Here is a 23140-nt window from a genome sequence, read left to right on the forward strand (position 1 = left end):
GTCAGGAGGACGCCCGGGCCACCAGCGCCGTCGGCAGTACCGCGTGCCGGCGCTCCAGCTCCCGGGCGGTGGCCGGACGCCGGTCGGCGATCTCGGCCAGCAGCAGGTCGATCATCGCGCGGCCCATCCCCTCGATCGGCTGGCGGACGCTGGTGAGCGGCGGGTCCATGTGACGCGCGATGGCCGAGTCGTCGTACCCGACCAGCGCCACGTCCTCGGGGATGCGTCGGCCCGCCACGCGCAGCACCTGGCGGGCACCCGCCGCCATCACGTCGGAGCCGGCGAACACGGCGTCGAGGCGGGGCTCGCGCTCCAGCAGCCGGGCCATCGCCCGCCGGCCGCCCTCCTCGGTGAAGTCGCCCGGCTCGATGAGGAGTTCGTCCGCCGTACGGCCCGCGTCACGCAGGGCGTCGCGGTAGCCGTCGACGCGGCGCTGGGCTCCGTACACGTCGAGCCGGCCGGTGATGTGGGCGATCGTGCGGCGGCCCCGGGTCAGCAGGTGCTCCACGGCCGACCGGGCCCCGCCGTAGTTGTCGGAGTCCACCGAGGTCAGCGTCTCCTCCGCCGAGCGGGGGCCGCTGATCACGGCCGGGATCTCCAGCTGGGCGAGCAGGTCGGGCAGCGGGTCGTCGGCGTGCACGGACACCAGCAGCACCCCGTCCACCCGGTGCGCGGCCAGGTACTGCGCGAGCCGGCGCCGCTCGCGGTCGCTGCCCGCGAAGATCAGCAGCAACTGCATCTCGGTCTCGGAGAGTTCGGCACCGACGCCGCTGAGCATGTCGGAGAAGTACGGCTCCGCGAAGAACCGGGTCTCCGGCTCGGGGACGACCAGCGCGATCGCGTCCGTGCGGTTGGCGGCCAGCGCGCGGGCGGCGGTGTTGGGGACGTAGCCGAGCTCGTTGACGGCCGCCTCCACGGCCGCGCGGGTCGCGTCGCTGACCCGGGGCGAGCCGTTGATCACGCGCGACACCGTGCCGCGGCCCACGCCGGCCCGGGCGGCGACCTCCTCCAGGGTCGGCCGCCGAGCGCCCCGGCCCCGCTCACCCTTGACCGTCATGGTCGCCGCCTTCCGTTCGCAGCCCTCAGGCCAGGAAATGTAACAGCCGGGGCCCGGCCGCTCCGGGCCCCGTCACGCCCCCGGGGCCGTACCGGGTCAGCCCTGCTCACCGGCGCTCGGCAGCGCGTTCCGGCGGATCACCTCCGCGTACCAGTGTGCGCTCGCCTTGGGGATGCGGCGCTGGGTGCCGTAGTCGACGTAGACGGCGCCGAAGCGCTTGGAGTAGCCGTAGGACCACTCGAAGTTGTCCAGCAGCGACCACAGGAAGTAGCCGCGCACGTCGGCTCCGTCGGCGACGGCCTGCCGGACGGCGTCCAGGTGGGAGTGGAGGTAGGCGATCCGCTGCGGGTCGTTCACCCGGCCCTCGGGCGAGACGTAGTCGTCGAAGGCGGCGCCGTTCTCGGTGACCATCAGCGGCAGCCCCGGGTGCGAGGCGGCCAGGCCGGTCAGCAGGGTGTGCAGTCCGCTCGCGTCGATGGCCCAGTTCATCGCGGTGAGCTGGTCGTTGGCCAGATGGAAGGTGACGTCGTCGGCGCCCGTCCACGGGGAGTGGTCGCTCGCGCCGTGGCCGTCGTTGCGGGTGCCGGCGCCGCCCTCGACGGCCGCGGAGACCACGGTCGGCGAGTAGTAGTTGACGCCGAGCACATCGATCGGGCGGGAGATCTCGGCCAGGTCGCCGTCGTGCACCAGCTCCGCCCAGTCCACGAGGTGCGCGGTGTCGGCGAGCAGGTCCTCGGGGTAGGAGCCGTCCAGGATCGGGCCGGTGAAGATCCGGTTGCCGACCGCGTCGATACGCCGGGCCGCCTCGGCGTCCGCGGCGCTGTCGGTCAGCGGGCGCACCTGGTGCAGGTTGAGGGTGATGGAGGTCTGCGCGGTCGACGGCAGGTTCTCCCGCAGCGCCCCGATCGCCAGCCCGTGGGCCAGGTTGAGGTGGTGCGCGGCGCGCAGGGTGGCCGCCGGGTCGGTGCGCCCCGGGGCGTGCACGCCGGACCCGTAGCCCAAAAAGGCGCTGCACCAGGGCTCGTTGAGGGTGGTCCACAGCCCGACGCGGTCCCCGAGGGCGCGGGCCGTGATCTCGGCGTAGTCGGCGAAGCGGTGCGCGGTGTCCCGCTGCGGCCAGCCGCCCGCGTCCTCCAGTTCCTGCGGCAGGTCCCAGTGGTAGAGGGTGGCGACCGGGGTGATGCCCGCTTCGAGGAGTTCGTCGGTGAGCCGCCGGTAGAAGTCCAGGCCGCGCTCGACCGCGGGCCCCCGTCCGGTGGGCTGCACCCGGGACCAGGAGACGGAGAACCGGTAGGCCTTGAGGCCGAGGTCCTTCATCAGCGCCACGTCGTCCTTGTACCGGTGGTAGTGGTCGGCGGCGATGTCACCGGTGTCGCCGTTGCGGACCCTCCCGGGGGTGTGGCTGTAGGTGTCCCAGATCGACGGCGTACGACCGTCCTCGGCGGCGGCGCCCTCCACCTGGTACGCGGCGGTGGCGGCCCCCCAGACGAAGCCGGGCGGGAAGGAGGTGTCTGAGGCCGACTGGGCAGTGGTCTCGGTTCGTACGGCGGTCATCTGAGAGCGCTCCCGGAGTGGCGTGGAGAAGAAGGGGGGAAGGGGAGAGAGGTGGAGGAGAGGGGGGCGGACCCGTACGGGACGGCGGACGGTGCGGGACGCCGCGAGGTCCGGGCGGCGGACCGCCGGAAACGGGTCGGGCGGCCCGCCCTGCGTCAGCCCTTGACGGCGCCCGCCATGATGCCTCCGACGATCTGCTTGCCGAAGATCACGAAGACGAGCAGCAGCGGCAGGGTGCTGATCAGCGCGCCGGCCATGACGATGCTCTGGTCGGGGGTGTAGGAGGCGCTGAGCTGGCCGAGCGCCACCTGGAGGGTGGGGTTGTCCTGGTTCAGGGCGAGGAAGGGCCAGAAGAAGTCGTTCCACGCCTGGACGAAGGTGAGCATGCCGAGCACCATCATCGCGGGACGGGCCGCGGGCAGGACCACGTTCCACACGATGCGGATGTTGGTCGCGCCGTCCACCTTGGCCGCCTCGATGAGTTCGTAGGGCAGGGCCTCCAGCAGGTACTGGCGCATGAAGAAGACACCGAAGGCGCCGACCAGGGTCGGGAAGATCACCGACTCCAGCTTTCCGCCCCAGCCGATGTCCGCCATCATCATGAACAGCGGGACCACGCTGAGCTGCGGCGGGATCGTCAGGGTGGCGATGACCGCGGTCATCAGGGCGCCCCGGCCGCGGAACCGCATCTTGGCGAAGGCGTAGCCGGCCAGGGTGCAGAAGAACAGGGTGGCCGCGGTGATGCAGCCCGACACGATCACGCTGTTGACGATGGCCTTGCCCAGATGGGCCTGTTCCCAGGCGGTCTGGAGGTTGCTCCACAGCCTGCCGCCCGGCAGCAGCGGCGGCGGGCTGTCGAGGACCCGCTGCTGGTCGTGCGAGGCGGCCACCAGCGTCCAGTACAGCGGGAAGACCGAGCCCAGGCCGACGACGACCAGGGCGAGGTAGGTGAGGGGGCCGCCCTTGAGCTGCTGCCCGGCGCCGAGCTTGAGCCGTACGCGGTTCCTGCCCGGGGAGGCGACCGGCGGCACCGGGTCGAGGCTCGGTGCGGTGTTGGTGGGGCTGGTCGTGGTCATCGATATCGCTCCCGTCAGGCCGCGCTCTTGCGCAGGAACCGGCCGACGATCAAGTTGATCAGGGCGATGAGCAGCAGCAGGGCGAGCATGGCCCAGGCCACCGCCGCGGCCGGGCCCAGATGCCCCAGCTTCCAGCCGTAGTTGTAGAGGTAGATGCTGAGGGTTTCGTACTGGTGCTCGTTGCCGCCGGTGGAGCCGAGCGTGCCGCCCTGGAGCAGCAGCGGCTCGCCGAACAGCTGCATGGAGCCGATCGTCGAGATGACGATGGTGAACAGGATCGTCGGCCGCAGCGAGGGAATGGTCACCTTGCGGAACTGCTGCCAGCGGGTCGCCCCGTCGATGGAGGCGGCCTCGTACAGGTCGGTCGGCACGGCCTGCATGGCCGCCAGGTAGATCAGCGCGTTGTAGCCGGTCCAGCGCCAGATCACGATGACCGAGATGGCGATCTTGGAGGTCCACTCGCCGTTGCCCCAGTCGGTGTTGCCGATGCCGACGAAGTGCAGCACCCAGTTGAGGATGCCGCCGTCCGCCCGGAACACCAGGGCGAAGACCAGGGCCGCGGTCGCCACCGAGGTGGCGTACGGGGTGAGCACGACCGTCCGCCAGAACGTGCTGGCGCGCAGCTTGTAGTTGAGCAGGTGGGCGAGGCCGAGGGCCACGAGCAGCTGCGGGACGGTCGAGATGACGCCGATCAGGAAGGTGTTCGTGACGGCCGTCCAGAACTCCGAGTCCTGGAGGATCTTGGTGAAGTTGTCGAAGCCGACCCACTCCGACGTGCTGAGGCTCGTCATCTCCACCCGGTGCAGGGCGATCCAGCCCGTGTAGAGGAGCGGGTAGAGCCCGAAGGCACCGAAGACGAGGAAGAACGGAGCGATGTACGCGTACGGGGACGCGAGGTCGTCGAAGCGCCACAGCCGGCTGCGCCAGGTGCCGCGTCCGTTCGGCACGGCACCGGAGCCGCCGGCGGGCGGGGTGGGGGCACCCCGTGTGGGTGTCGTCGTTGCCACGGGGGATTTCCTTCCTGGGGGGATTCGGCCGGGGAACGGGGGCGGGACAGGACGGGACAGGACGGGGCCGGACGGCGGCGTCGGGGTCTCCCACCGCACCGGGCCCGGCCGGGGGACGCGGCGCGCCGGTGTCCGGCGCGCCCTACCCACGCGCCGGGCACCGGAACCTCGTACGGCACGGCGCGCGGTGCGGGCGGCCGGCGGGGCCGCCCGCACCGCGGGTCGTCAGCCGATCACCTTGTCGATCGCCTCGGTCGCGGCCTTCCACGCGTCGGCGGGCTTGGTGCCCCGCTGCTCCATGTTGTTGATCTGCGTGGAGATGGTGTCCTTGATCGTCGCGTCCTTCGGGCCGAGCACCGCCTCGGGGATGGTCTTGGCCTCGTCGGCGTAGATCTGGCCGATCGGCGCGTTGTTGAAGTACGGGAGCGTCGCGTTCTTCACGCCGGGCAGGTCGTAGGCGCCCTTGTTCGACGGGAAGACACCGATCGCCTTGAAGACCTCGGCCTGCTGCTCCGGGGCGGTCAGCCACTTGACGAGCTCGGCGGCCTCCTTGGCGTGCTTGCCGCTCTTGGGCACGGCCAGGAAGGAGCCGCCCCAGTTGGCCGCGGTCGAGCCGGGGGCCTTGGCTATGTCCCACTTGCCCTTGAAGGCGTCACCGGAGTTGGTGGAGATCTGCCCGGCCATCCAGGCGGGGCAGGCCACGGTCGCCACGCTGCCCTTGCGCAGCGCCGCCGTCCAGGCGTCGGTGAACTGCGCCAGACCCTGGGTCAGCTTCTTCGAGGCGGCCTCGGCAGCCAGGTTCCAGCCCTGCTGCACGGAGGCGCTGTCCTTGTAGATCGGCTTGCCGGAGGCGTCGTAGTACTGCTGCGCGGAGGAGCTGACGACCGCGTTGTACATGGCGCTCGCGGAGTCCATGAAGTAGGTGCCGGACGGGGCCTTCTTCTTGTACTGCTCGCCGAGCTTGAGGTAGTCCTCCCAGCCGCCCGCGACGGCCTTGGCGACCGCGTCGCGGTCGGAGGCCAGACCCGCCTTCTCGAAGAGGTCCTTGCGGTAGCACAGGGACATCGGGCCGATGTCGGTGCCGGCGCCGATGACCGAGCCGTCCGAGGCCGTGGCCTGCTTCTCCTTCCAGGAGACCCAGTCGTCCACGTTGATCGTCTTGCTCAGGTCGGTGAACTTGGCCGCCTGGGTGTCGACGACCTCCTTGATGCGGCCCACCTCGATGCCGGTGACGTCCGCCAGGCCACTGCCCGTGTTCAGCTGCTGGAGAAGCTTGGGGTAGTAGTCCTGCTCGTTGGCGGTGGTCTCTTCCTTCACCGTGATGTTCGGGTGCAGCTTGTGGTACTTCGCGAACAGGTCGGCTTCCTTGTAGCCGAACTGCCCGAAGTCCGCCACCGTGAGAGTGATGTTCCCGTTGGAGTCCGAGGCGTTCGAGTCGCTGTCGCTGCTGCAACCGGTCAGCAGCAGCGCCGAGGCGGTCAGGACCGTTGTGGTCAGGGCCGCCGCTCTGCGGCCGCGACGACCGGGTCGGGTGATGCGCATTCCACTACTCCTTGTTCCAGTGGGGAACGGGATCTCAGGAAACAGACCGCCGGGGACCGGCGATCCGGACCTGCCCTCTCGGTGCGAGCAGCGGCCGGCCCACAGCACTCGACGTGCGGTGAAAAGGTGCTGGTCAACGAGGTGCGGTAACGACAGAGGGAAAGGCCATGGGGTGGTTCGCTCCACACGGGAGCGATTCCCCGGCTACCCGTGGGACCGCTCCCACGCGGCATGCCGGAAGACTGGTTCCTGCCGGGCCGACTGTCAAGACTTGAAAACGGCGTTGTTGCCCAAGCGTGTTCCGGACGTCACGGGAACGTGTCGCACCGGGGGGTTTCACCGGCCCGACATCAGCCCGTCTCATCCAGGAATCACGCAGGTCACAGACGCGACGGCCGTCGACGTCGCAGGAGTTGCGCCGCACACCTCCGCACGCCCGGGGTTTCCCGGGCCAGGACGCGGCACGCTCGGACCGGACGCCGAGAGGTGAACGATGAGCTTTCCGCAGCGCCTCCCGGGAACCGGACGCCCCGGGCCGCCGGCGGGATTGCGGGAGCCCGGCGGCACCTCTTTGCCATGGGAGCGCTCCCATGCATAATGGCGCCAAGCCGACCATGGGAGCGCTTCCATGCCCGATTCGCCGACCGCGAGCTTTCCTCCCGCCTTCCTCTGGGGCGCCGCGACCTCCGCGTACCAGATCGAGGGGGCGGTGCGGGAGGACGGCCGCACCCCCTCGATCTGGGACACCTTCAGCCATACGCCGGGCCGGACGGCCGGCGGCGAGACCGGTGACATCGCTGTCGACCACTACCACCGCTACCGCGACGACGTGGCGCTGATGGCGGACCTCGGCCTGAACGCCTACCGGTTCTCGGTCTCCTGGTCGCGCGTCCAGCCGACCGGCCGCGGCCCGGCCGTCCAGGTGGGCCTGGACTTCTACCGGCGACTCGTCGACGAGCTGCTCGCGAAGGGCATCAAGCCGGCGATCACCCTCTATCACTGGGACCTGCCGCAGGAACTGGAGGACGCGGGCGGCTGGCCGGAGCGGGACACGGCGTACCGGTTCGCCGAGTACGCGCACATCGTCGGCGAGGCGCTCAGCGACCGCGTGGAGCAGTGGATCACCCTCAACGAGCCCTGGTGCAGCGCCTTCCTGGGCTACGGCTCCGGGGTGCACGCCCCCGGCCGTACCGACCCGGCGGCCACCCTGCGTGCCGCGCACCACCTCAACCTCGCGCACGGCCTGGGGACTTCGGCACTCCGCGCGGCGATGCCGGCCCGCAACCAGGTCGCGATCAGCCTCAACTCCTCGGTGGTACGGCCGCTTTCGCAGGACCCGGCCGACCTGGTGGCGGTCCGCACCATCGACGACCTCGCCAACGGGGTCTTCCACGGCCCGATCCTGCACGGCGGCTACCCCCGGTCGCTGTTCGCGGCGACGGCGTCGGTGACCGACTGGTCGTACGTCGAGGACGGCGACCTCGCGGCCATCAACCAGCCGCTGGACGCCCTCGGCCTGAACTACTACACGCCGACCCTGGTGTCGGCGGCCTCCGGCACGGTGACCGGCCCCCGGTCGGACGGCCACGGCGCCGGCGCCCACTCGCCCTGGCCGGGCGCCGACGACGTCGCCTTCCACCAGACGCCGGGCGAGCGCACCGAGATGGGCTGGACGATCGACCCGACGGGCCTGCACGAGCTGATCATGCGCTACACCCGCGAGGCACCGGGCCTGCCGCTCTACATCACCGAGAACGGCGCGGCCTACGACGACAAGCCCGACCCGGACGGCAGGGTCCACGACCCGGAGCGCATCGCCTACCTGCACGGCCACCTGTCGGCGGTGCGGCGCGCGATCACCGACGGCGCGGACGTGCGCGGGTACTACCTGTGGTCGCTGATGGACAACTTCGAGTGGGCGTACGGGTACGAGAAGCGGTTCGGGGCGGTGTACGTGGACTACGCGACGCTGGCGCGGACGCCGAAGTCGAGCGCGCGGTGGTATGGGGAGGCGGCCCGTACGGGGACGTTGCCTGCGGCGGCCGTCTGACCGGGCCGCGGCAGGCCGTCGTTCGGGCGCGGCGCCGTTGTGGCCGGTCGCGCCCATGCGGCGGTAGCCGCAAACTCGATACAGCCCCGCGCCCCTGACGGGGCGCTCACAGGGGGCGCTCAGCCAGCTCTCAACTCCCGGGCGTCTGATGGGTGGTACGAGGTGATCGAGTGATCCTCGTGGATACCGGAGGACGTCATGGGATTCATCGTGCTGGTGCTGCTGGTGCTGGCCGTCGGCTCGGTGGTGGCTCTCGTCGGCCGGAACCGGGAGCGGGCCGGGTCCGGCGCCGGGCAGTCGGTCCAGCAGGACCTCACCGCCGACGCGGGGGCGGAGGCCACCCGCTGGGTGGACCGGCTGGGCGGCGGGATCACGACACTGGCCGCGGGTGACGACCGGGCGGCCCGTCAGTCCCTGGCGGACGCGACCGAACGGCACCGCGCGGCGCAGGCCCAGCTGGCGACGGCGTACACCCCGGCGCAGTACGCCCTGGTCACCCAGACCGCGGTCGAGGGCCTGCACTACGTACGGGCGGCCCGCACCGCCCTCGGTCTCGACCCGGGCCCGGCGCTGCCGCCGACGGGCACGGCCGCGGCCGGCCGGCAGGTGACGGTGAACGGCCGGACGTACACGTCCTCGGACCGCCCGGGCGCGGGCACCCCCTACTACTACCCCGGCGGCCTGGTCGGCGGCCGTACCGTCCCCGGCGGCTGGTACAGCACGCCGTGGTGGAAGACGGCCCTGGTCGCGGGCGCCGCGGGGGTGGGCGGCATGCTCCTGGCCGACGCCCTCTTCGACGGCTTCCACCACCACGGCCCGCCGATGGGCGGGCCGGGAGGGTTCGGGGGGTTCGGCGGGCCGGGCGGGCCTGGCTTCTGAGCGGACGTGCTCGCGGTGCGGGTCAGCCGATCGCGGCGAAGGCCTTCGAGAAGGCGTACTTGTCCTGGGTGACGGAGCTGCAGGTGGCGTCGGCGGTGGGCTTGGCGCCGCCGGCGCACTGCTGGTCGCGGGTGGCCGACCACATGGAGAGCCAGCCGATCCCCTTGGACTTCGCGAAGTCGACGAGCTGGGTGGCGTCGTCCACCTTGAAGACCTCGGCGGAGACGTCGTTGACGCCGATCATCGGGGTGACGGCGACCGCCTTCCAGGCGGCGGAGTCGGAGAGGCCGAGGACGCTCTTGATCTGGGCCTGGGTGGCGGTGGCGGCCTGGATGGCGTAGGTGCCCATGTCGCCGTTGTAGGCGGGACCGTAGTCCATCGCCATGATGTTGACGGCGCTGGTCTTCACGCCGTTGGCCTTGGCGTCGGAGAGCAGGTTCACGCCGTCCTGGGTGAGGCCTTCCGGCATCACCGGGAGGGTGAAGGAGACGTCCAGGCCGGGGTGGCTCGCCTGGAGCTTGGCGATGGCCTTGGCGCGGTTGGTGTTCGCCGTGGTGTTGGGCAGCGCGCCGCCCTCCACGTCGAAGTCGACCTTGGTCAGCTTGTACGCGTCGACGACCTTGCCGTACGCCGCCGCCAGCGCGTCCGCCGAGGAGCAGGTGGTGGCGAGTTCGGAGCCGGACGCGCCGCCGAAGGAGACCCGGACGTCACCGCCCTTGGCGCGCAGCGCGCCGATCTGGGAGGCCACGCCGTCGCTCGCCAGGTCCGTCACCCCACCCCACTTGGGCGTGCAGCCGCCGCCGTCGGTGACGAAGGCGAGGTTGTAGTTCTTCACGCCGGTCGCGTTCGCCGCCGCGAGGAGGTCGAACGCCGGGTAGAGGGAGGTGTCGACGTAGGGGGCGAAACCGGCGGAGGCGGTGGTACCGGATCCGGTGCCGGTGGTCTGGGTCGGGGTGGCGGTGGGAGTGGCCGTCGCCGTGGAGGTGGCGGACGCCGTGGGCGTCGACGTCGCGGTCCGGGTCGGGGTCGGTGTCGCGGTCGGGGTGGTGGACTGCGTCGGACGGCCGCTGGGCTCCGGGGTCGCCGTGCCGTCCGCCGAACAGCTCGCGTTGTCGATACGGCAGCCGGTCGGGTCCCCGCTGCCGTTGACCACGAAGCCGACGGTGTCGGACTCGCCGGCCGCGAGGCCGTCCGTGTCCCACTTCGGCGGCTTCACGGTGACGTGCTGGCCGCTGACGGTGTACTCGGCGTTCCACAGCGAGCTGAGCTTCGCGCCGGCCGGCAGGTCGAACTCCAGCGTCCAGTCCTGCTCCCTGGCACCGCTGTTGTTCGTGACGACGTACTGCGCGGTGTACCCGGTCGACCAGTCGCTGGTCTTCGTGTACGCGGCGCCGACCCCGGCCGCCTGCGCGATCCCGGTGAACAGGATCGCCCCGCCACCGACCACGGCCGCGGCGACCAGACCGCCTATCGCCTTGTTCCTGCCACTGATTCTGCGCCGGTGCGTGCTCATGCCGTGCCTGCCTTCGCCTGCCAACGGGGGTGGGGTGCGGCAGCACGCTAGCGGCAGGGAATCGGACAAACGGCCTGATAGGGGCGGCTGTTGGGGATCTTAGGGTGCGCTTAAGGACAGCATCGGGACCGATTAAAGGTCGAGACCAATTCGCCCGGTGGTTCCCCCGGTTCCCCGCCTGCCGTTGTCCCCATGCTGCCTGCGCGGACGGCGCCGGCGCACCGCTCCCCGGTGCCCCTTGCGCTCCGGTTTGCGGCCGTCCAGCTGGATCCAGATCCGCACCTCGGTCCCGCCGAGCACCGACGACCCGATCCGCACGTCACCGCCGGTCGACTCGGCGAGCCGGCGCACGATGTCCAGGCCGAGGCCGGTCGACCCGGCCGCCCCGGAACCCCGCCCGCGGGCCATCGCCGCCTCCGGGTCCCGGATGCCGTGTCCCGCGTCCGAGACCAGCACGATCACCGCGTCCTCCGCGTTGTGCACGTCGACCGCGAAGGCGGTGCCCTCGGCGGTGTGCCGGAAGACGTTGCCGAGCAGCGCGTCCAGCGCGGCGGCCAGGTCGGCGCGGGCCACGGGTATCCGCACCGGCCGGTCCGCGCCGGCCACCCGCCACTTGCGGCCCTCGTCCTCGGCGAGCGCCGACCAGAACCCCATCCGCTCCCGCACCACCTCGGCGGCGTCGCACCCGGCGCCCGGCCCGATCGCCGCCGTCTGCGGCTTGGCCTCCCGGGCGGTCCTGATGATGGTGTCGACCTCGCGCTCCAGTTGCGCGACGGCGGCCCGGGTCTGCTCGGCGGCGGTCCCCTCCCCGAGCGAGGCCGCGTTCAGCCGGAGCACGGTGAGCGGGGTACGCAGCCGGTGCGACAGGTCGGCGGCCAGCTCCCGCTCGTTCGCCAGCAGTTGGACGACCTGGTCGGCCATCGAGTTGAACGCGACCGCCGCCAGCCGCAGTTCGTTCGGCCCCTCCTCGGGCACCCGCGCGCCCAGCTTGCCCTCCCCCAGTTCGTGCGCGCCCTCCGCCAGCCGCTGGGCGGGCTGCACCATCCGTACGCCGAGCCGGTCGGCGACCGCGACCGAGCCGACGATCAGCGCCAGGCCGACGGCGGCGAGCACCGCCCAGGCCGCGCCGACCCCGTTGGTCACCTCGGACTCGGGCACGTACACCTCGACGACCGCGATGGCACCCGAGCTCAGCGCGACGGGCTGCAGCAGGGTCGAACCGCCGGACACCCCGGTCGTGGAGGCCCGCCCCAGCTTCCGTACGGCCGCGATGTCCCGGTCGGCGGCGCGCTGCCGCCCGATGTCGACGGCGGTCTGGCCACCGGCCGCCGGTATGTGCACGGCCATGCCCCGGTCGGCGCCGGCCGAGGCCACCACCCGCTCCAGCTTGTCCCGGTCGGTGGTGATGGACAGCGCCGGGGCGACGGCGGCGGCCTCCCGCTCGGCGTTCGAGAACGCCCGGTCGCGGGCCAGCTCCTTGACGACCAGGCCCAGCGGGACGGCGAAGGCGACCACGACCATCGCGGTGACCGCCAGGCACACCTTGACCAGAGCCCATCTCATCCGACCGGCCTCGCTTCCCCGCCCGGCGGCTCCAGCTTCACGCCGACCCCCCGCAGTGTGTGCAGATACCGCGGCCGGGCCGCCGTCTCGCCCAGCTTCCGCCGCAGCCACGACAGATGGACGTCGATGGTCTGGTCGTCCCCGTACGACTGCTGCCACACCTCCGCCAGCAGCTCCTTGCGCGGCACCACGACCCCCGGTCGCCCGGCGAGGAAGGCCAGCAGGTCGAACTCGCGCCGGGTGAGATCGAGCCGCGCCCCGTCCAACTCGGCCTGCCGGCGCAGTGGATCGACGGCCAGCCCGCCGACCCGCAGCACGCTCGACGGCGCCGGCTCGCCGCCGCCCGACCGCGCCCGGCGCAGCACGGCGGCCATCCGCGCCGACAGGTGCTCGACGGAGAACGGCTTGGTCAGGTAGTCGTCCGCCCCCGCGTTGAGCAGCCGGACGATCTCCGTCTCGTCGTCCCGTGCCGTGGCGATGATGACGGGCACGTCGGTGATGCCGCGCAGCATCTTCAGCGCCTCGGAGCCGTCCAGGTCCGGCAGTCCGAGGTCCAGCACGACCACGTCGAAACGGAAATGAGCGACCTCGCGCAGCGCCTCCAGCGCCGTGCCGACGCTGCGCACGGTGTGCGCGGCGTCGGTGAGATGCCGGATGAGCGCCGAGCGTACGAACTGGTCGTCCTCGACCACGAGCACACTTGCCATGCGCCGCACCGTACGCCATGCGGCGGGCACCGGTCGGGGCCTGTGGATAACTCGGGTCGAGTGCGCACGGCGGTGCCCCTGAGGCAGTATGGCCCGCGATGCGCAGAGGACTCGTACACGTAATGGCCTGGCTGCTCGCCACGGGCGCGGCGGTCACGCTGTCGTGGTGGGGTGTCCACACGGTGATGGCGGCCACGGCCTACGCCCCGCCCCGCGCCCTGCCCGTCACGGCGGCGGACGACGACCCGACGGCCCAGGGTGCCAAGGCCCTTGCGTCTGCCACGTCCCGCGCGCCGAGCCCGTCGCACACGGCCGCGGCACGCCCGTCGGCGACTCCCACGCCCACGCCGTCCAGGACCCCCGCTGCCACCCCGAGCCCGTCCGCCACCGCTTCTTCGTCCCCTTCCGCCTCGGGCCAGGTCAAGGCGTACGACACGGACGGCGGCCGGGCGGTCTTCGACCTGGGTACCGCCAGCGCGACCCTGGTGTCGGCGACGCCGGGTACGGGCTGGTCGATGCAGGTCTGGAAGACGGAGACGTGGATCCGCATCGAGTTCAGCAGGAGCGCCGACCGGGTGTCGGTGTTCTGCACGTGGCACGACAGCGCGCCACAGGTCCAGGTGGAAACGTACTGACAGCTGTACCGGGGGGCCAGGGACGCTCACCGGCGCCGGCCGGGTACCGCCGCGCCCACCCGTGCCGCCCTGCGGCACGCCTGCCCGCAGCCAAGGAGCCCCACAAGGGGCACGGGGAACTGCGCGAGCAACCCCCACCGGCCCGCGGCGGCGCGGCTGCCCGCGGCTGGGTGGCCCCGCAAGGGGCGCGGGGAACTGCGCGAACAGCCCCCACCGGCCCGCGGCGGCGCGGCTGCCCGCGGCTGGGGTTTTGTCTTTTGGGGGCGCGAGGAACTGCGCGAGCAACCCCCACCGGCCCGCAGGGTCAACGAAACACCGAGGGCGGTGGGGGCGGCGAGGCCACGGCCACCGCGTCCGTCACGGGAACCGCACCGCCGGTGAAGTCCCGCAAGGGTCGCCCGTGTTCGACCCGCCCGGGGTGCGGGTCGGATGCGCAGCGCCGGGTCAGCTCCGCCACCGGCAGCTGCACGTCGGCCGCCACCAGCACCGCGTTGCCGAACCGCTTCCCCCGCCAGACCGTCGGATCGGCCACCACCGCGACCTCCGCGAACCTCGCCCCCGCCGTGGCGATCTGCCCCTTCAGATGGGCCAGCGGCGGCCCGTCCGCGAGGTTGGCGGCGTACACGCCCCCCGGCCGCAGCACCCTCCGCACGGCGTCCAGGAACTCCGTGGACGTCAGATGCGCCGGAGTGCGCGCCCCGCTGAACACGTCCGCTACGACGAGGTCCGCCCACGCCTCCGGGACCTTGCCCAGTCCCTCCCTGGCGTCCGCGGACCGCACCCGTATCCGCGCGTTCGCGTCCAGCGGCAGCTCGCGCCGCACCAGTTGGACCAGGGCCGCGTCCCGCTCCACGACCTGCTGGGTGGACCGGGGCCGGGTCGCGGCGACGTACCGCGCCAGCGTCAGCGCACCGCCACCGAGGTGCACGACCTGCACGGGCCTGCCCGGCGGTGCCACCAGGTCGATGACATGACCGAGCCGGCGCTGGTACTCGAAGGAGAGGTACGCCGGGTCGTCGAGGTCGACGTGCGACTGCGGGGCGCCGTCGATCAGCAGCGTCCAGGCCCGGCCCCGGTCGGGGTCCGGGATGAGCTGGGCGAGGCCGCCGTCGACGGCCTCGACCACGGCCTCGGCAGCGGCGGCCGACCGGCGACGTGCGTTCCTGGACTTGCCCATTCCGCCATTTTCCCAGGCGCCGGGCGTCCGGGGAACTCAGCGGCAGCTGTCCGCGGCCTCGATCATCCGGGCCGCCTCCCCGAGCGCCCGCCGCAGCACCGCCGGATCGGTCGCCGGCTCGGCCTCGCCGGGCGGCAGCAGCCAGTCGGAGCCCTCGACCGGCGGCTCCGGATTGAGCCGCAGTCCGCGCCCCTCGGTCTCGGTGCAGGTGCTGCCGGGTACGTCCCAGCCCGCCGCCGTACCGGCCGGCACCACGAAGCCGAGGGTGCCGCCCCCGTCGTCGTGGAGCACGGGACCCACCGCCTCCCCGGCCCCCCGGCGCAGGATGTCGACCGCCTCCAGGCCCTGCCGGGCCGGCACCGTCACGAGGTCGCATCCCGCATCGTCACAAGGATCGTTGCTCTGGCTGGTCTCCATCCCGGCCTCCACCGCGCAGCCCTCTTGCCGTCCATGAGGTCCAACGCGCCACCGCGTCAACGGCTACGGCGGAAGTCAGCCGCAAAGGATGGCAGTTCATGGCAGATCGTGGATGAGATATCCGGTTTGTAGCCAAACCCAGCGTCACGGGTCCGACACAGCAGGTACGTTCTTGCCCGCCGGAATCAAGGGTCCACTCGGACAACTCACCATGAGTCCGGCATGGTTCGACGGTTCGCACGAGAGGACCCGGCCATGGCGTCGTCAACCACGACCTCGTCGCAGCCCGATCGGCCGGTACGGCCGAACATCGCCTTCCGGCAGGTACGCGGCCGGCACTCACCGGCCGAGTTCGCCGCGCTGGTACGGCGTGCCGCCCGCGAGATCGGCGAGCGGGTGAGCTGTGACGCGCGCTACATCGGCCGGGTCGAGGCGGGTGAGATCCGCTGCCCCAACTACGCCTACGAACGGGTGTTCCTGCACATGTTCCCCGGCCGCACGCTCGCCGACCTCGGTTTCGCGCCCCGCTCGTCCGTCCGCGGACGGACGGCACGACCGCCGGAGGACGGGCCCCTGGTTCTCGCCCCGGGTGAGACGCAAGGGGCCGTCGAGCCGTATGACCCGCAGGACCAGTACCACCGGCACGACCCGCATGACCCGCACGAGGTGCGGAACCCGCAGGACCCGTACGAGACGCACGACAACTACGAGGAGAGCGACGTGCTGCGTCGCCTATTCATGACCGGCGGGGGCGCCACCGTGGCCGCCACCACGCTGGGCCCGCTGGGGTTCACCATCGACGCCGTGGCGGCGGACCGGCCGGTCCGCCGTCCCGGGACCTCGCACGCGGCCGCCCTGGAGGAGGCCGTACGCCGGATCCGGCTGCTGGACGACCGGCACGGCGCGGACGGTCTTTACCGGCGCGCGGCGGCTCCGCTGCGCGCGGCGTACGCGCTCCTTGACGCGGGCGCGACCCGGCAGACGACCGCCGAGCGGCTGCACTCGGGCGCCGGTGAACTGGCCATCTCGGTGGGCTGGCTGGCCCATGACTCCGGCCGCTTCGACGACGCCCGCTCGCACTACGCGGAGGCGCTGGCGACGGCCCGGATGACCGGGGACGCCGGGCTGGAGGCGCACGCCTTCTGCAACACGGCGTTCCTGGCGCGGGACGCCGGGCGGCCCCGGGAGGCGGTGCGGGCGGCCCAGGCCGCGCAGCGCGTCGGCCGGCCGCTGGGCTCGGCCCGCCTCATGTCCCTCCTCGCCCTGCGCGAGGCGGGCGGCTGGGCGGGGCTCGCCGACCGCACCGGCACCGAACAGGCGCTGGCCCGCGCACAGGCCCTCTTCGAGCGGGGCCACTCGGACGCCGACCCCGAGTGGATGAGCTTCTACGGAGAGGCCGAGCTGGAGGGCCTGGAGGCGCAGTGCTGGTCCATGCTGGGCGACTGGCGCCGGGCCGCACGGCACGCGCACCGGGCCGCCGAGCTGCAGGACCCGCACTTCACGAGGAACATCGCGCTGTACACGGCGGAGCTCGCGGACGACCTCGCGCGCGGGGGGCGGCCCGACGAGGCGGCGACGGCGGGCATGCGGGTCCTGGACCTGCTGGACCAGGTCCAGTCGTCCAGGATCCAGGGGATGCTCGCGGGCACGGCCCGGGTGCTGCTGCCGCACCGGCGGGCGAGCGGGGTCCAGGAGTTCCTGGACCGGCACGCGTCCACGCCCAGGGTTGTGTAGGGCCGAGTTTCGGGTGCGGGCAGGTGGGGGCTGGTCGCGCAGTTCCCCGCGCCCCTTACGGGGCGCTGACCAGCTACCCAGGTGCGGGCAGGCGTGCCGCAGGGCGGCACGGGTGGGCGCGGCGGCACCCGGCAAGCGCCGGTGAGCGACCCCACTCCCCGGCCCCAGCCAGCCGTCATCCCACCAGGTGCCCCACGTCGTTCCAGCTCCCGATCGCCGGCTCGCCGTAGGCCCACCCCAGTACCGACAGCGACGTCGGGTTCAGCCGGATCCGGGCCGCGAAGTCCAGCGGCAGCCCGAGCCACCGCGCCCCGATCGACCGCAGAATGTGCCCGTGGGCGAAGATCAGGACATCGCGGTCGGCCGACCGCGCCCAGGCCACGGCCTCGTCGGCCCGCGCGGTGACCTCCGCCAGGGACTCGCCCCCGGGGACGCCGTCGCGCCAGATCAGCCAGTCGGGGCGGACGGACGAGATCTCCGCCGGGGTCAGCCCCTCGTACGCCCCGTAGTCCCACTCCATCAGTGTGTCCCACGGCTCGGCGCGCTCGCCGAACCCGGCCAGTTCGCAGGTCTCACGCGCGCGTACCAGCGGGCTGGTCCGTATCTCGGCGTCCGCGAGACCGTCGAACGGCGGCCGGTGCAGGCGCTCGCCGAGCAGTTTGGCACCCCGCCGGCCCTCTTCGAGAAGCGGTACGTCGGTCCTGCCGGTGTGCTTGCCGGACAGTGACCACTCCGTCTGTCCGTGCCGGGCCAGCAGGATGCGCGGTGCCATGGGGGGAGAACCTTTCGGGAGAAATTCGGAAGCGGGACACCTCCATCATCGCCCAGGCCGGGAACGCGCGGGGAACAGGCCGGGAGGGCGGGCAACCCGGCGCGCGCTCTCCGCGTCTTTGAGTGCTGAGCGCCCCGCATGGGCGGGAATACGCGCAACGTAAAGTGTCACGGTCGGCCCGCCGGGTGCCGCGCGGACGGGGACGAGAAGGGGGAGGCAGTCGGATGCCGCAGACCGAGAAACCGGGCACCGAGGTGGCTGCGCGAACCCGGTTGCGCTGGTGGACCGAGCTGCCGCTGATCCTGCTGGTGTACGGCTGCTACACGGCCGGCCGCCTGCTCGCGCGCGGGGACACCGCCACCGCCGTCGACCACGGCCTGGCGATCCTGCGCATCGAGAAGGCCCTGCACCTGAACGCCGAGCACCCGCTCAACCGCCTGTTCACGCGGGAGCCGTGGCTCGGCATACCCGCGGACTTCTGGTACGCCTCGCTGCACTACCTGGTCACCCCGGTGATCCTGGTCTTCCTGTTCCGCAAGCGCGCCGAGGTCTACCGGCGGGCCCGCACCTGGCTGATGACGTCCACGTTCATAGGCCTGATCGGCTTCACCCTGCTGCCCACCTGCCCGCCCCGGCTGCTGGACCTGAAGTACGGGTTCGTCGACACGATGGCGCAGTACAGCTCGTACGGCTGGTGGGGCGGCGACGCCAGCGCCCCGCGCGGCCTCGGCGGCATGACCAACCAGTACGCGGCGATGCCGAGCCTGCACTGCGGCTGGGCGCTGTGGTGCGGGGTGATGCTCTGGCGCCACGGCGGCAACCGCCTGACCAAGGTGCTCGGCGTGGCCTACCCGCTGCTGACCGCGATCGTGGTGATGGGCACCGCCAACCACTACTTCCTGGACGCGGTCGCGGGTGTGTTCGTGATGGGCGTGGGCTACCTGCTGGCGCCGCGGGTGATGCGGGTCGCGGACCTGGTCAGGGTGCGGATCACCCCGGGTGCCTCCCTCGTCGCAGCCCGCTCGGACGGCTCAGGTTCCCCGATTGTCAGTGGCGGATGCCAGACTTCGGCGGGTGAGCGAATCCCATCGCAGCGCGAGTCCCGGCTCGCCGCCGCAGCCGAACCGGACGCTTCCCCCACAGACGCGGGGGACGGCGCTCCGGCACCGGCTCGCTGAGCTGCGCGGCCCCGCCGTCCCGGCCAAGGCACTCGACGCGCGTGCCCTCGCGGCGCTCGCCGCGAACCCGGGGTGCAGGCGGCGGGCGCTCCTGGACGGCGCCGGGGTGGACAAGACCGTGCTGGCCGGCGCCCTCGGCTCGCCCTCGGCCTTCGGCCAGTCGCAGTTCGCGCTGACCCGGGGCAACGCCTTCGAGGCGAAGGTGAAGGCGGACGGCGGTGCCGAGCTGCTGCGGCTGGTGCGCACCCACCTCGACCCGGGCGCCGAGCCCGCCGAGCGGGCCGCCGTGCCGGACCTGACCGCGATCGGACCCGAGGGGCGTACGGCCCGTACGGCGCTGGCGCTGCGCGAGGCCGTGGCGACCGGCGGCTGGGCGCTGTTCGACCATCCGATGCTGGCCCTCGAGGTGGCGGGCTCGCCCGCGTTCCTGGAGCCGGACGCGGTGGTCGTGCACCCGGACGGCAGCTGGACGGTCGTGGAGATCAAGTCGTTCCCGATGCTGGACGGCTCCGCAGACCCGGCGAAGGTGGGCGCCGCCGCCCGGCAGGCCGCGGTGTACGTGCTGGCCCTGGAGCAGGTCGCGGCCCGGCTCACCCCGGCCCCGCGCGTCCGCCACGACGTGCTGCTGGTCTGCCCCAAGGACTTCGCCAACCTGCCGACGGCCGCGGCCGTGGACGTCCGCAAGCAGCGCGCGGTCACCGCCCGTCAGCTGGCCCGGCTGACCCGCGTCCAGGACATCGCCGACGCCCTCCCGGCGGGCACCTGCTTCGCCCCCGACCTGCCGACGGAGCGGCTCACGGCGGCCGTGGACGCGGTCCCCGCGACCTACGCGCCCGAGTGCCTGTCCGCCTGCGAGCTGGCCTTCCACTGCCGGCAGCGGTCCCGCGCGGCCGACGAGGTGACCGCGCTGGGCCGCGCGGCCCGCGCCGAGCTGGGCGGACTGAGCACCGTCGAGGAGGTGCTGTCGGCGGCCCGCGGCGAGAGCGGCGACCCATCCGGCCCGGCGGTCGCGGCCCTGCGCCGGGCGGCGGCCCTGCGAGCCGAAGCACTGAGCGCCAGTGCCGACGCCGGTCCCGGTGCCGACGCCGGTGCCAGCGCCAGCGTCGGTGTCGGTGTCGGTGCCAGTGCCGGTGTCGGCCTCGGCGCCCAGGGGGCCGTGTGTCCCTGATCACCACCCTCGCCCGCCTGGAAGCCGTGAGCTCGGGCACCGCGCAGCCCGCCGCGACCGTCCGCCACCGGCACCTCTCCGACCGCCCGCTGGTCTTCGTCCCGCTCACCACCGCCGGTGAGGCCGGTGCCCCGCTCGGCGCGCTGGTCGGCACCGACCGGGACGCCCCGCGGCTGCTGGCCGTACCCCAGCCGCGCGACCGCGACCTGCGGTTCGCGTTCCTCGCCCAGCTCGCCGACGTCGTCCTGCCCTACCTGGACTCCTGCGCGGACTCCGTCGAGGCGGCCGAGCGCACCGAGACCGACCCGGAGACCGGCAAGCGGGTCAAGGTCGAGGTCGAGCTCTGCGCGGACGCCCCCCAGTTGATCGTCCCGGGCCGTGCGGGCGTGGAGTACGTACGGCTGCTGGGGCGGTCGATGCGGTTCCGGCGCACGGCGGAACAGGACCCGGAGACGCCCTACCCGGCGCCGCCCCGGGTGCCGTTGCTCGGCCGCTGGCTCACCCACTTCGGCGAGCGCGCCCGGGTCCCCGGCTCCTCTCTGCTGCTCGCCATGACGGACCTGCTGTCCCGGCACTGGGCCACCGGCCAGTCCGGCATCGAGGACCAGCACCTGGGCGCGCTGCTCGCCTGGATCGCCCCGCCGGAGGGGAGCACGGGTGCGGAGGCCGCGCGGGTGGCCGAGCTGGCGCGGGACGGCGACGGGCAGTTGCTGTGCCCGCCGGCCGGGCCCGCCACCGACCCGGCCTTCGACAACCGGCTGCTGGCCCCCGCCTTCGAGCGCTACGACCGGGCCCGCACCGCCCTCGCCGAGGCCGAGGACGGTCTCCAGGCCGACGACCGGCTGGTGATCCTCACCGCCGCCGAGCGGGAGATCCGCGCCCTGGTCGAGAGCCGTACCCGGCCCACCTGGGACGCGGTCTGGCAGGGCCTGGACCTGCTGCGCGGGCTGCCGGAGGGCGCCCGGGCCGAGGAGCGGTGGACGCGCGACCGCTGGTCGTTCACCGGCCACCGGGACCGGGTGCTGGCGGGCGAACCCCCGCAGCCGCGCCGCGACGACGCGGTCACCGCGGCCAACAAGCTGGCCACGCGCGAGCGCGAACAGGCACGCCTCGACGCCCAGGAGGCGCTCGACGACCCGCTGGTGATGGCGGGGCGGCGGCTGTCAGGGGAGGCGTTCGCGGGCGAGGTCCTCGACGTCGTCATGGCGTACAGCGAGGGCAAGCGGCCCAGCCCGCGCCCGCTGCTGACCGTGCGCACGGAGGACCGGCCGCAGCTGGGCGAGCGCGCCAAGGCGTACCGCTCGCTGGGCGGCAAGCCGCAGTCGACGGAGTTCGTGGGGTACGAGGCGGAGGGGGTCCTGGTGCTGCGTGTCCTGGACAAGATGGGCCGCGGCAAGGAACCCGAACCCGGCTCGGTGCCGGAGAAGGGCGACCGGCTCGTCTTCACCCTGTTCGAACACGAGCAGCGCGGTGGGGCGAAGCTGCCCGACCCGGAGGACACGCCGTGGACGCACGGCGGACCGCCGGGCCAGGCGGCACCGGAGGCAGCCGACGCCGTGACCGCGGAGGACGTGCTGTGACGACCACGGACTTCGATCCCGGCACGGCCGCGGCCGAGGCCACCGCCGCGATCCTGCGCGACACCCTGCACGGCACCGACCGGGGCGTGGTCGTCGACTCCCCGCCGGGCGCCGGCAAGTCCACGCTGGTGGTCCGCGCCGCGCTCGAACTCGCCGAGGCGGGCCGCCCTCTGATGGTGGTCGCGCAGACGAACGCCCAGGTGGACGACCTGGTCCTGCGGCTCGCCGAGAAGAACCCGGAGCTGCCCGTCGGCCGCCTGCACAGCAGTGACGCCGACCCGTACGACAAGGCGCTGGACGACCTGCCGAGCGTCCGCAAGTCGGCGAAGGCGGCCGACCTCAGGGAGACCCAGGTCGTGCTCTCCACCGCCGCGAAGTGGGCGCACGTGAAGGTGGACGAGCCCTGGCGGCACGCGATCGTCGACGAGGCGTACCAGATGCGCTCCGACTCCCTGCTCGCCGTGGCCGGTCTGTTCGAACGGGCGCTGTTCGTGGGCGACCCCGGCCAGCTGGACCCGTTCGCGATCGTCGGCAGCGAGCAGTGGGCGGGCCTGTCGTACGACCCCTCGGCCTCCGCCGTCTCCACCCTCCTCGCCCACAACCCGGGCCTGCCCCAGCACCGCCTCCCGGTCTCCTGGCGCCTGCCCGCGTCCGCGGCCCCCCTGGTCTCCGGGGCGTTCTACCCGTACACCCCCTTCCGCAGCGGCACCGGCCACGGCGACCGGCGCCTGGCCTTCGCCGTCCCCTCCGACGGCTCGGGCCCCGACCGGGTGATCGACGAGGCGGCGGAGTCCGGCTGGGGCCTGCTGGAACTGCCCGCCCGGCACACCCCGCGCACCGACCCGGAGGCGGTCCGCGCGGTGGCGACGGTGGTACGACGCCTGCTCGACCGCGGCGGCTCGGCCCTCTCGGAGCGCTCCCCCGACCCCGCCCCGCTCACCGTCGACCGGATCGCCGTCGGCACCGCCCACCGCGACCAGGCGGCGGCGGTCCGCGCGGCGCTGGCGAAGCTGGGCGCGGCGGACGTCACCGTCGACACGGCGAACCGCCTCCAGGGCCGGGAGTACGACGTGACGGTCGTCCTCCACCCGCTCTCCGGCCGCCCCGACGCCACCGCCTTCCACCTGGAGACGGGCCGCCTCTGCGTCCTCGCCTCCCGCCACCGCCACGCCTGCGTCATGATCTGCCGCGCCGGCGTGACCGACCTCCTGGACGACTACCCGTCGACGGAACCGGTCCAGCTCGGAACCCTCGTGAAGTTCCCGGACGGCTGGGAGGCGAACCACGCGGTCCTGGCACATCTGGCGGAACACCGAGTGGCATGGCGGCCCTGACGGACACCGACACCCGCACCGCCCACCCGCCGGACGGAGTCCGGCACGCCGCCGGAGGCGGCCGACGAACACAGCCCCGCACGGCTGGGAGGCGAACCACGCGGTGCCGGCACATCTGGCGGAACACCGGGTGACCTGGCGGCCCTGAGCGACCGAGCGCAGAGTCAGCCATCGGCCTCAGGGTCCCCTTGCGCGGG

General features: G+C 73.1%; 19 protein-coding genes. 8 read left to right on the forward strand and 11 right to left on the reverse strand.

Translation table 11 applies throughout. The features are described 5' to 3' along the window. Position 1: 1 nt before the first annotated feature. The 5 genes from ACGF5O_RS06705 to ACGF5O_RS06725 all read right to left on the reverse strand — a co-directional run bounded on the left by ACGF5O_RS06705 (position 2) and on the right by ACGF5O_RS06725 (position 6236). Positions 2-1057 (reverse strand): LacI family DNA-binding transcriptional regulator, encoded by a 1056-nt coding sequence (locus ACGF5O_RS06705; protein ID WP_393808801.1) that lies wholly within the window; start codon positions 1055-1057, stop codon positions 2-4. A 96-nt stretch (positions 1058-1153) separates the two neighbouring features. After that, positions 1154-2611: a GH1 family beta-glucosidase gene (locus tag ACGF5O_RS06710; protein WP_393808802.1), complete on the reverse strand. Its 1458-nt coding sequence runs from the start codon at positions 2609-2611 to the stop codon at positions 1154-1156. 155 nt (positions 2612-2766) lie between these two features. After that, positions 2767-3687 (reverse strand): carbohydrate ABC transporter permease, encoded by a 921-nt coding sequence (locus ACGF5O_RS06715; protein WP_365682170.1) that lies wholly within the window; start codon positions 3685-3687, stop codon positions 2767-2769. A 14-nt stretch (positions 3688-3701) separates the two neighbouring features. Beyond that, positions 3702-4694, reverse strand: coding sequence for a sugar ABC transporter permease (locus ACGF5O_RS06720; protein ID WP_355710650.1), 993 nt, complete (start codon positions 4692-4694; stop codon positions 3702-3704). Between the two features lie 225 nt (positions 4695-4919). Further along, the gene (locus ACGF5O_RS06725; RefSeq protein WP_393808803.1) at positions 4920-6236 is read right to left on the reverse strand and encodes an ABC transporter substrate-binding protein; all 1317 of its coding nucleotides are present in this window, start codon (positions 6234-6236) and stop codon (positions 4920-4922) included. A gap of 628 nt (positions 6237-6864) precedes the next feature. Between ACGF5O_RS06725 and ACGF5O_RS06730 the strand changes: the two genes are divergently transcribed. Beyond that, entirely contained in the window at positions 6865-8286 is a 1422-nt protein-coding gene (locus ACGF5O_RS06730; protein ID WP_393808804.1) for a GH1 family beta-glucosidase, read from the forward strand. 198 nt (positions 8287-8484) lie between these two features. Next, positions 8485-9165 carry a hypothetical protein gene (locus ACGF5O_RS06735; protein ID WP_393808805.1) on the forward strand — a complete coding sequence of 227 codons (681 nt, stop codon included), beginning with the start codon at positions 8485-8487 and terminating at the stop codon, positions 9163-9165. A 22-nt stretch (positions 9166-9187) separates the two neighbouring features. Here the strand turns inward: ACGF5O_RS06735 and ACGF5O_RS06740 are convergent, their stop codons facing one another. The 3 genes from ACGF5O_RS06740 to ACGF5O_RS06750 all read right to left on the reverse strand — a co-directional run bounded on the left by ACGF5O_RS06740 (position 9188) and on the right by ACGF5O_RS06750 (position 12948). Next, entirely contained in the window at positions 9188-10678 is a 1491-nt protein-coding gene (locus ACGF5O_RS06740; RefSeq protein ID WP_393808806.1) for a cellulose binding domain-containing protein, read from the reverse strand. A 132-nt stretch (positions 10679-10810) separates the two neighbouring features. Further along, the gene (locus tag ACGF5O_RS06745; protein ID WP_393808807.1) at positions 10811-12241 is read right to left on the reverse strand and encodes a sensor histidine kinase; all 1431 of its coding nucleotides are present in this window, start codon (positions 12239-12241) and stop codon (positions 10811-10813) included. Further along, positions 12238-12948, reverse strand: a complete 711-nt coding sequence (locus tag ACGF5O_RS06750; RefSeq protein ID WP_362586731.1) for a response regulator transcription factor — start codon at positions 12946-12948, stop codon at positions 12238-12240. The genes ACGF5O_RS06745 and ACGF5O_RS06750 overlap by 4 nt, the downstream gene beginning before the upstream one ends. A gap of 98 nt (positions 12949-13046) precedes the next feature. Here ACGF5O_RS06750 and ACGF5O_RS06755 point away from each other — a divergent pair, with 98 nt between their 5' ends. After that, on the forward strand, positions 13047-13583 hold the full coding sequence (locus tag ACGF5O_RS06755) for a hypothetical protein (RefSeq protein ID WP_393808808.1): 537 nt from the start codon (positions 13047-13049) through the stop codon (positions 13581-13583). A gap of 304 nt (positions 13584-13887) precedes the next feature. Here ACGF5O_RS06755 and ACGF5O_RS06760 read toward each other — a convergent pair whose 3' ends face one another. Then, complete coding sequence (locus ACGF5O_RS06760; RefSeq protein WP_393808809.1) at positions 13888-14760, reverse strand: spermidine synthase; 873 nt, start codon at positions 14758-14760, stop codon at positions 13888-13890. 36 nt (positions 14761-14796) lie between these two features. Next, a complete protein-coding gene (locus ACGF5O_RS06765; RefSeq protein WP_393808810.1) occupies positions 14797-15177 on the reverse strand; it encodes a hypothetical protein in 381 nt (126 codons plus the stop codon). A 255-nt stretch (positions 15178-15432) separates the two neighbouring features. Here ACGF5O_RS06765 and ACGF5O_RS06770 point away from each other — a divergent pair, with 255 nt between their 5' ends. Next, entirely contained in the window at positions 15433-16911 is a 1479-nt protein-coding gene (locus ACGF5O_RS06770; RefSeq protein ID WP_393808811.1) for a hypothetical protein, read from the forward strand. Between the two features lie 175 nt (positions 16912-17086). Here ACGF5O_RS06770 and ACGF5O_RS06775 read toward each other — a convergent pair whose 3' ends face one another. Continuing rightward, on the reverse strand, positions 17087-17683 hold the full coding sequence (locus tag ACGF5O_RS06775; protein ID WP_393808812.1) for a histidine phosphatase family protein: 597 nt from the start codon (positions 17681-17683) through the stop codon (positions 17087-17089). A gap of 224 nt (positions 17684-17907) precedes the next feature. Between ACGF5O_RS06775 and ACGF5O_RS06780 the strand changes: the two genes are divergently transcribed. The 4 genes from ACGF5O_RS06780 to ACGF5O_RS06795 are packed head-to-tail and all read left to right on the forward strand — an operon-like array spanning position 17908 to position 22943. Then, positions 17908-18861 (forward strand): phosphatase PAP2 family protein, encoded by a 954-nt coding sequence (locus ACGF5O_RS06780; protein WP_393808813.1) that lies wholly within the window; start codon positions 17908-17910, stop codon positions 18859-18861. Beyond that, positions 18758-20029 (forward strand): hypothetical protein, encoded by a 1272-nt coding sequence (locus ACGF5O_RS06785; RefSeq protein ID WP_393808814.1) that lies wholly within the window; start codon positions 18758-18760, stop codon positions 20027-20029. Before ACGF5O_RS06780 ends, ACGF5O_RS06785 begins: the two co-directional genes overlap by 104 nt. Beyond that, positions 20020-21609, forward strand: coding sequence for a hypothetical protein (locus tag ACGF5O_RS06790; RefSeq protein ID WP_393808815.1), 1590 nt, complete (start codon positions 20020-20022; stop codon positions 21607-21609). The genes ACGF5O_RS06785 and ACGF5O_RS06790 overlap by 10 nt, the downstream gene beginning before the upstream one ends. After that, positions 21606-22943: an AAA family ATPase gene (locus tag ACGF5O_RS06795; RefSeq protein ID WP_393808816.1), complete on the forward strand. Its 1338-nt coding sequence runs from the start codon at positions 21606-21608 to the stop codon at positions 22941-22943. Before ACGF5O_RS06790 ends, ACGF5O_RS06795 begins: the two co-directional genes overlap by 4 nt. Positions 22944-23140 lie beyond the last annotated feature (197 nt).

The sequence above is a fragment of the Streptomyces sp. NPDC048291 genome (assembly GCF_043201715.1).
Classification (GTDB): domain Bacteria; phylum Actinomycetota; class Actinomycetes; order Streptomycetales; family Streptomycetaceae; genus Streptomyces.

Bases quoted from the DNA above. Each gene is read 5' to 3' on its own strand.
- ACGF5O_RS06705 (WP_393808801.1), bottom strand. From the start codon at position 1,057: ATGACGGTCAAGGGTGAGCGGGGCCGGGGCGCTCGGCGGCCGACCCTG.
- ACGF5O_RS06710 (WP_393808802.1), bottom strand. From the start codon at position 2,611: ATGACCGCCGTACGAACCGAGACCACTGCCCAGTCGGCCTCAGACACC.
- ACGF5O_RS06715 (WP_365682170.1), bottom strand. From the start codon at position 3,687: ATGACCACGACCAGCCCCACCAACACCGCACCGAGCCTCGACCCGGTG.
- ACGF5O_RS06725 (WP_393808803.1), bottom strand. From the start codon at position 6,236: ATGCGCATCACCCGACCCGGTCGTCGCGGCCGCAGAGCGGCGGCCCTG.
- ACGF5O_RS06730 (WP_393808804.1), top strand. From the start codon at position 6,865: ATGCCCGATTCGCCGACCGCGAGCTTTCCTCCCGCCTTCCTCTGGGGC.
- ACGF5O_RS06735 (WP_393808805.1), top strand. From the start codon at position 8,485: ATGGGATTCATCGTGCTGGTGCTGCTGGTGCTGGCCGTCGGCTCGGTG.
- ACGF5O_RS06740 (WP_393808806.1), bottom strand. From the start codon at position 10,678: ATGAGCACGCACCGGCGCAGAATCAGTGGCAGGAACAAGGCGATAGGC.
- ACGF5O_RS06745 (WP_393808807.1), bottom strand. From the start codon at position 12,241: ATGAGATGGGCTCTGGTCAAGGTGTGCCTGGCGGTCACCGCGATGGTC.
- ACGF5O_RS06750 (WP_362586731.1), bottom strand. From the start codon at position 12,948: ATGGCAAGTGTGCTCGTGGTCGAGGACGACCAGTTCGTACGCTCGGCG.
- ACGF5O_RS06755 (WP_393808808.1), top strand. From the start codon at position 13,047: ATGCGCAGAGGACTCGTACACGTAATGGCCTGGCTGCTCGCCACGGGC.
- ACGF5O_RS06760 (WP_393808809.1), bottom strand. From the start codon at position 14,760: ATGGGCAAGTCCAGGAACGCACGTCGCCGGTCGGCCGCCGCTGCCGAG.
- ACGF5O_RS06765 (WP_393808810.1), bottom strand. From the start codon at position 15,177: ATGGAGACCAGCCAGAGCAACGATCCTTGTGACGATGCGGGATGCGAC.
- ACGF5O_RS06770 (WP_393808811.1), top strand. From the start codon at position 15,433: ATGGCGTCGTCAACCACGACCTCGTCGCAGCCCGATCGGCCGGTACGG.
- ACGF5O_RS06775 (WP_393808812.1), bottom strand. From the start codon at position 17,683: ATGGCACCGCGCATCCTGCTGGCCCGGCACGGACAGACGGAGTGGTCA.
- ACGF5O_RS06780 (WP_393808813.1), top strand. From the start codon at position 17,908: ATGCCGCAGACCGAGAAACCGGGCACCGAGGTGGCTGCGCGAACCCGG.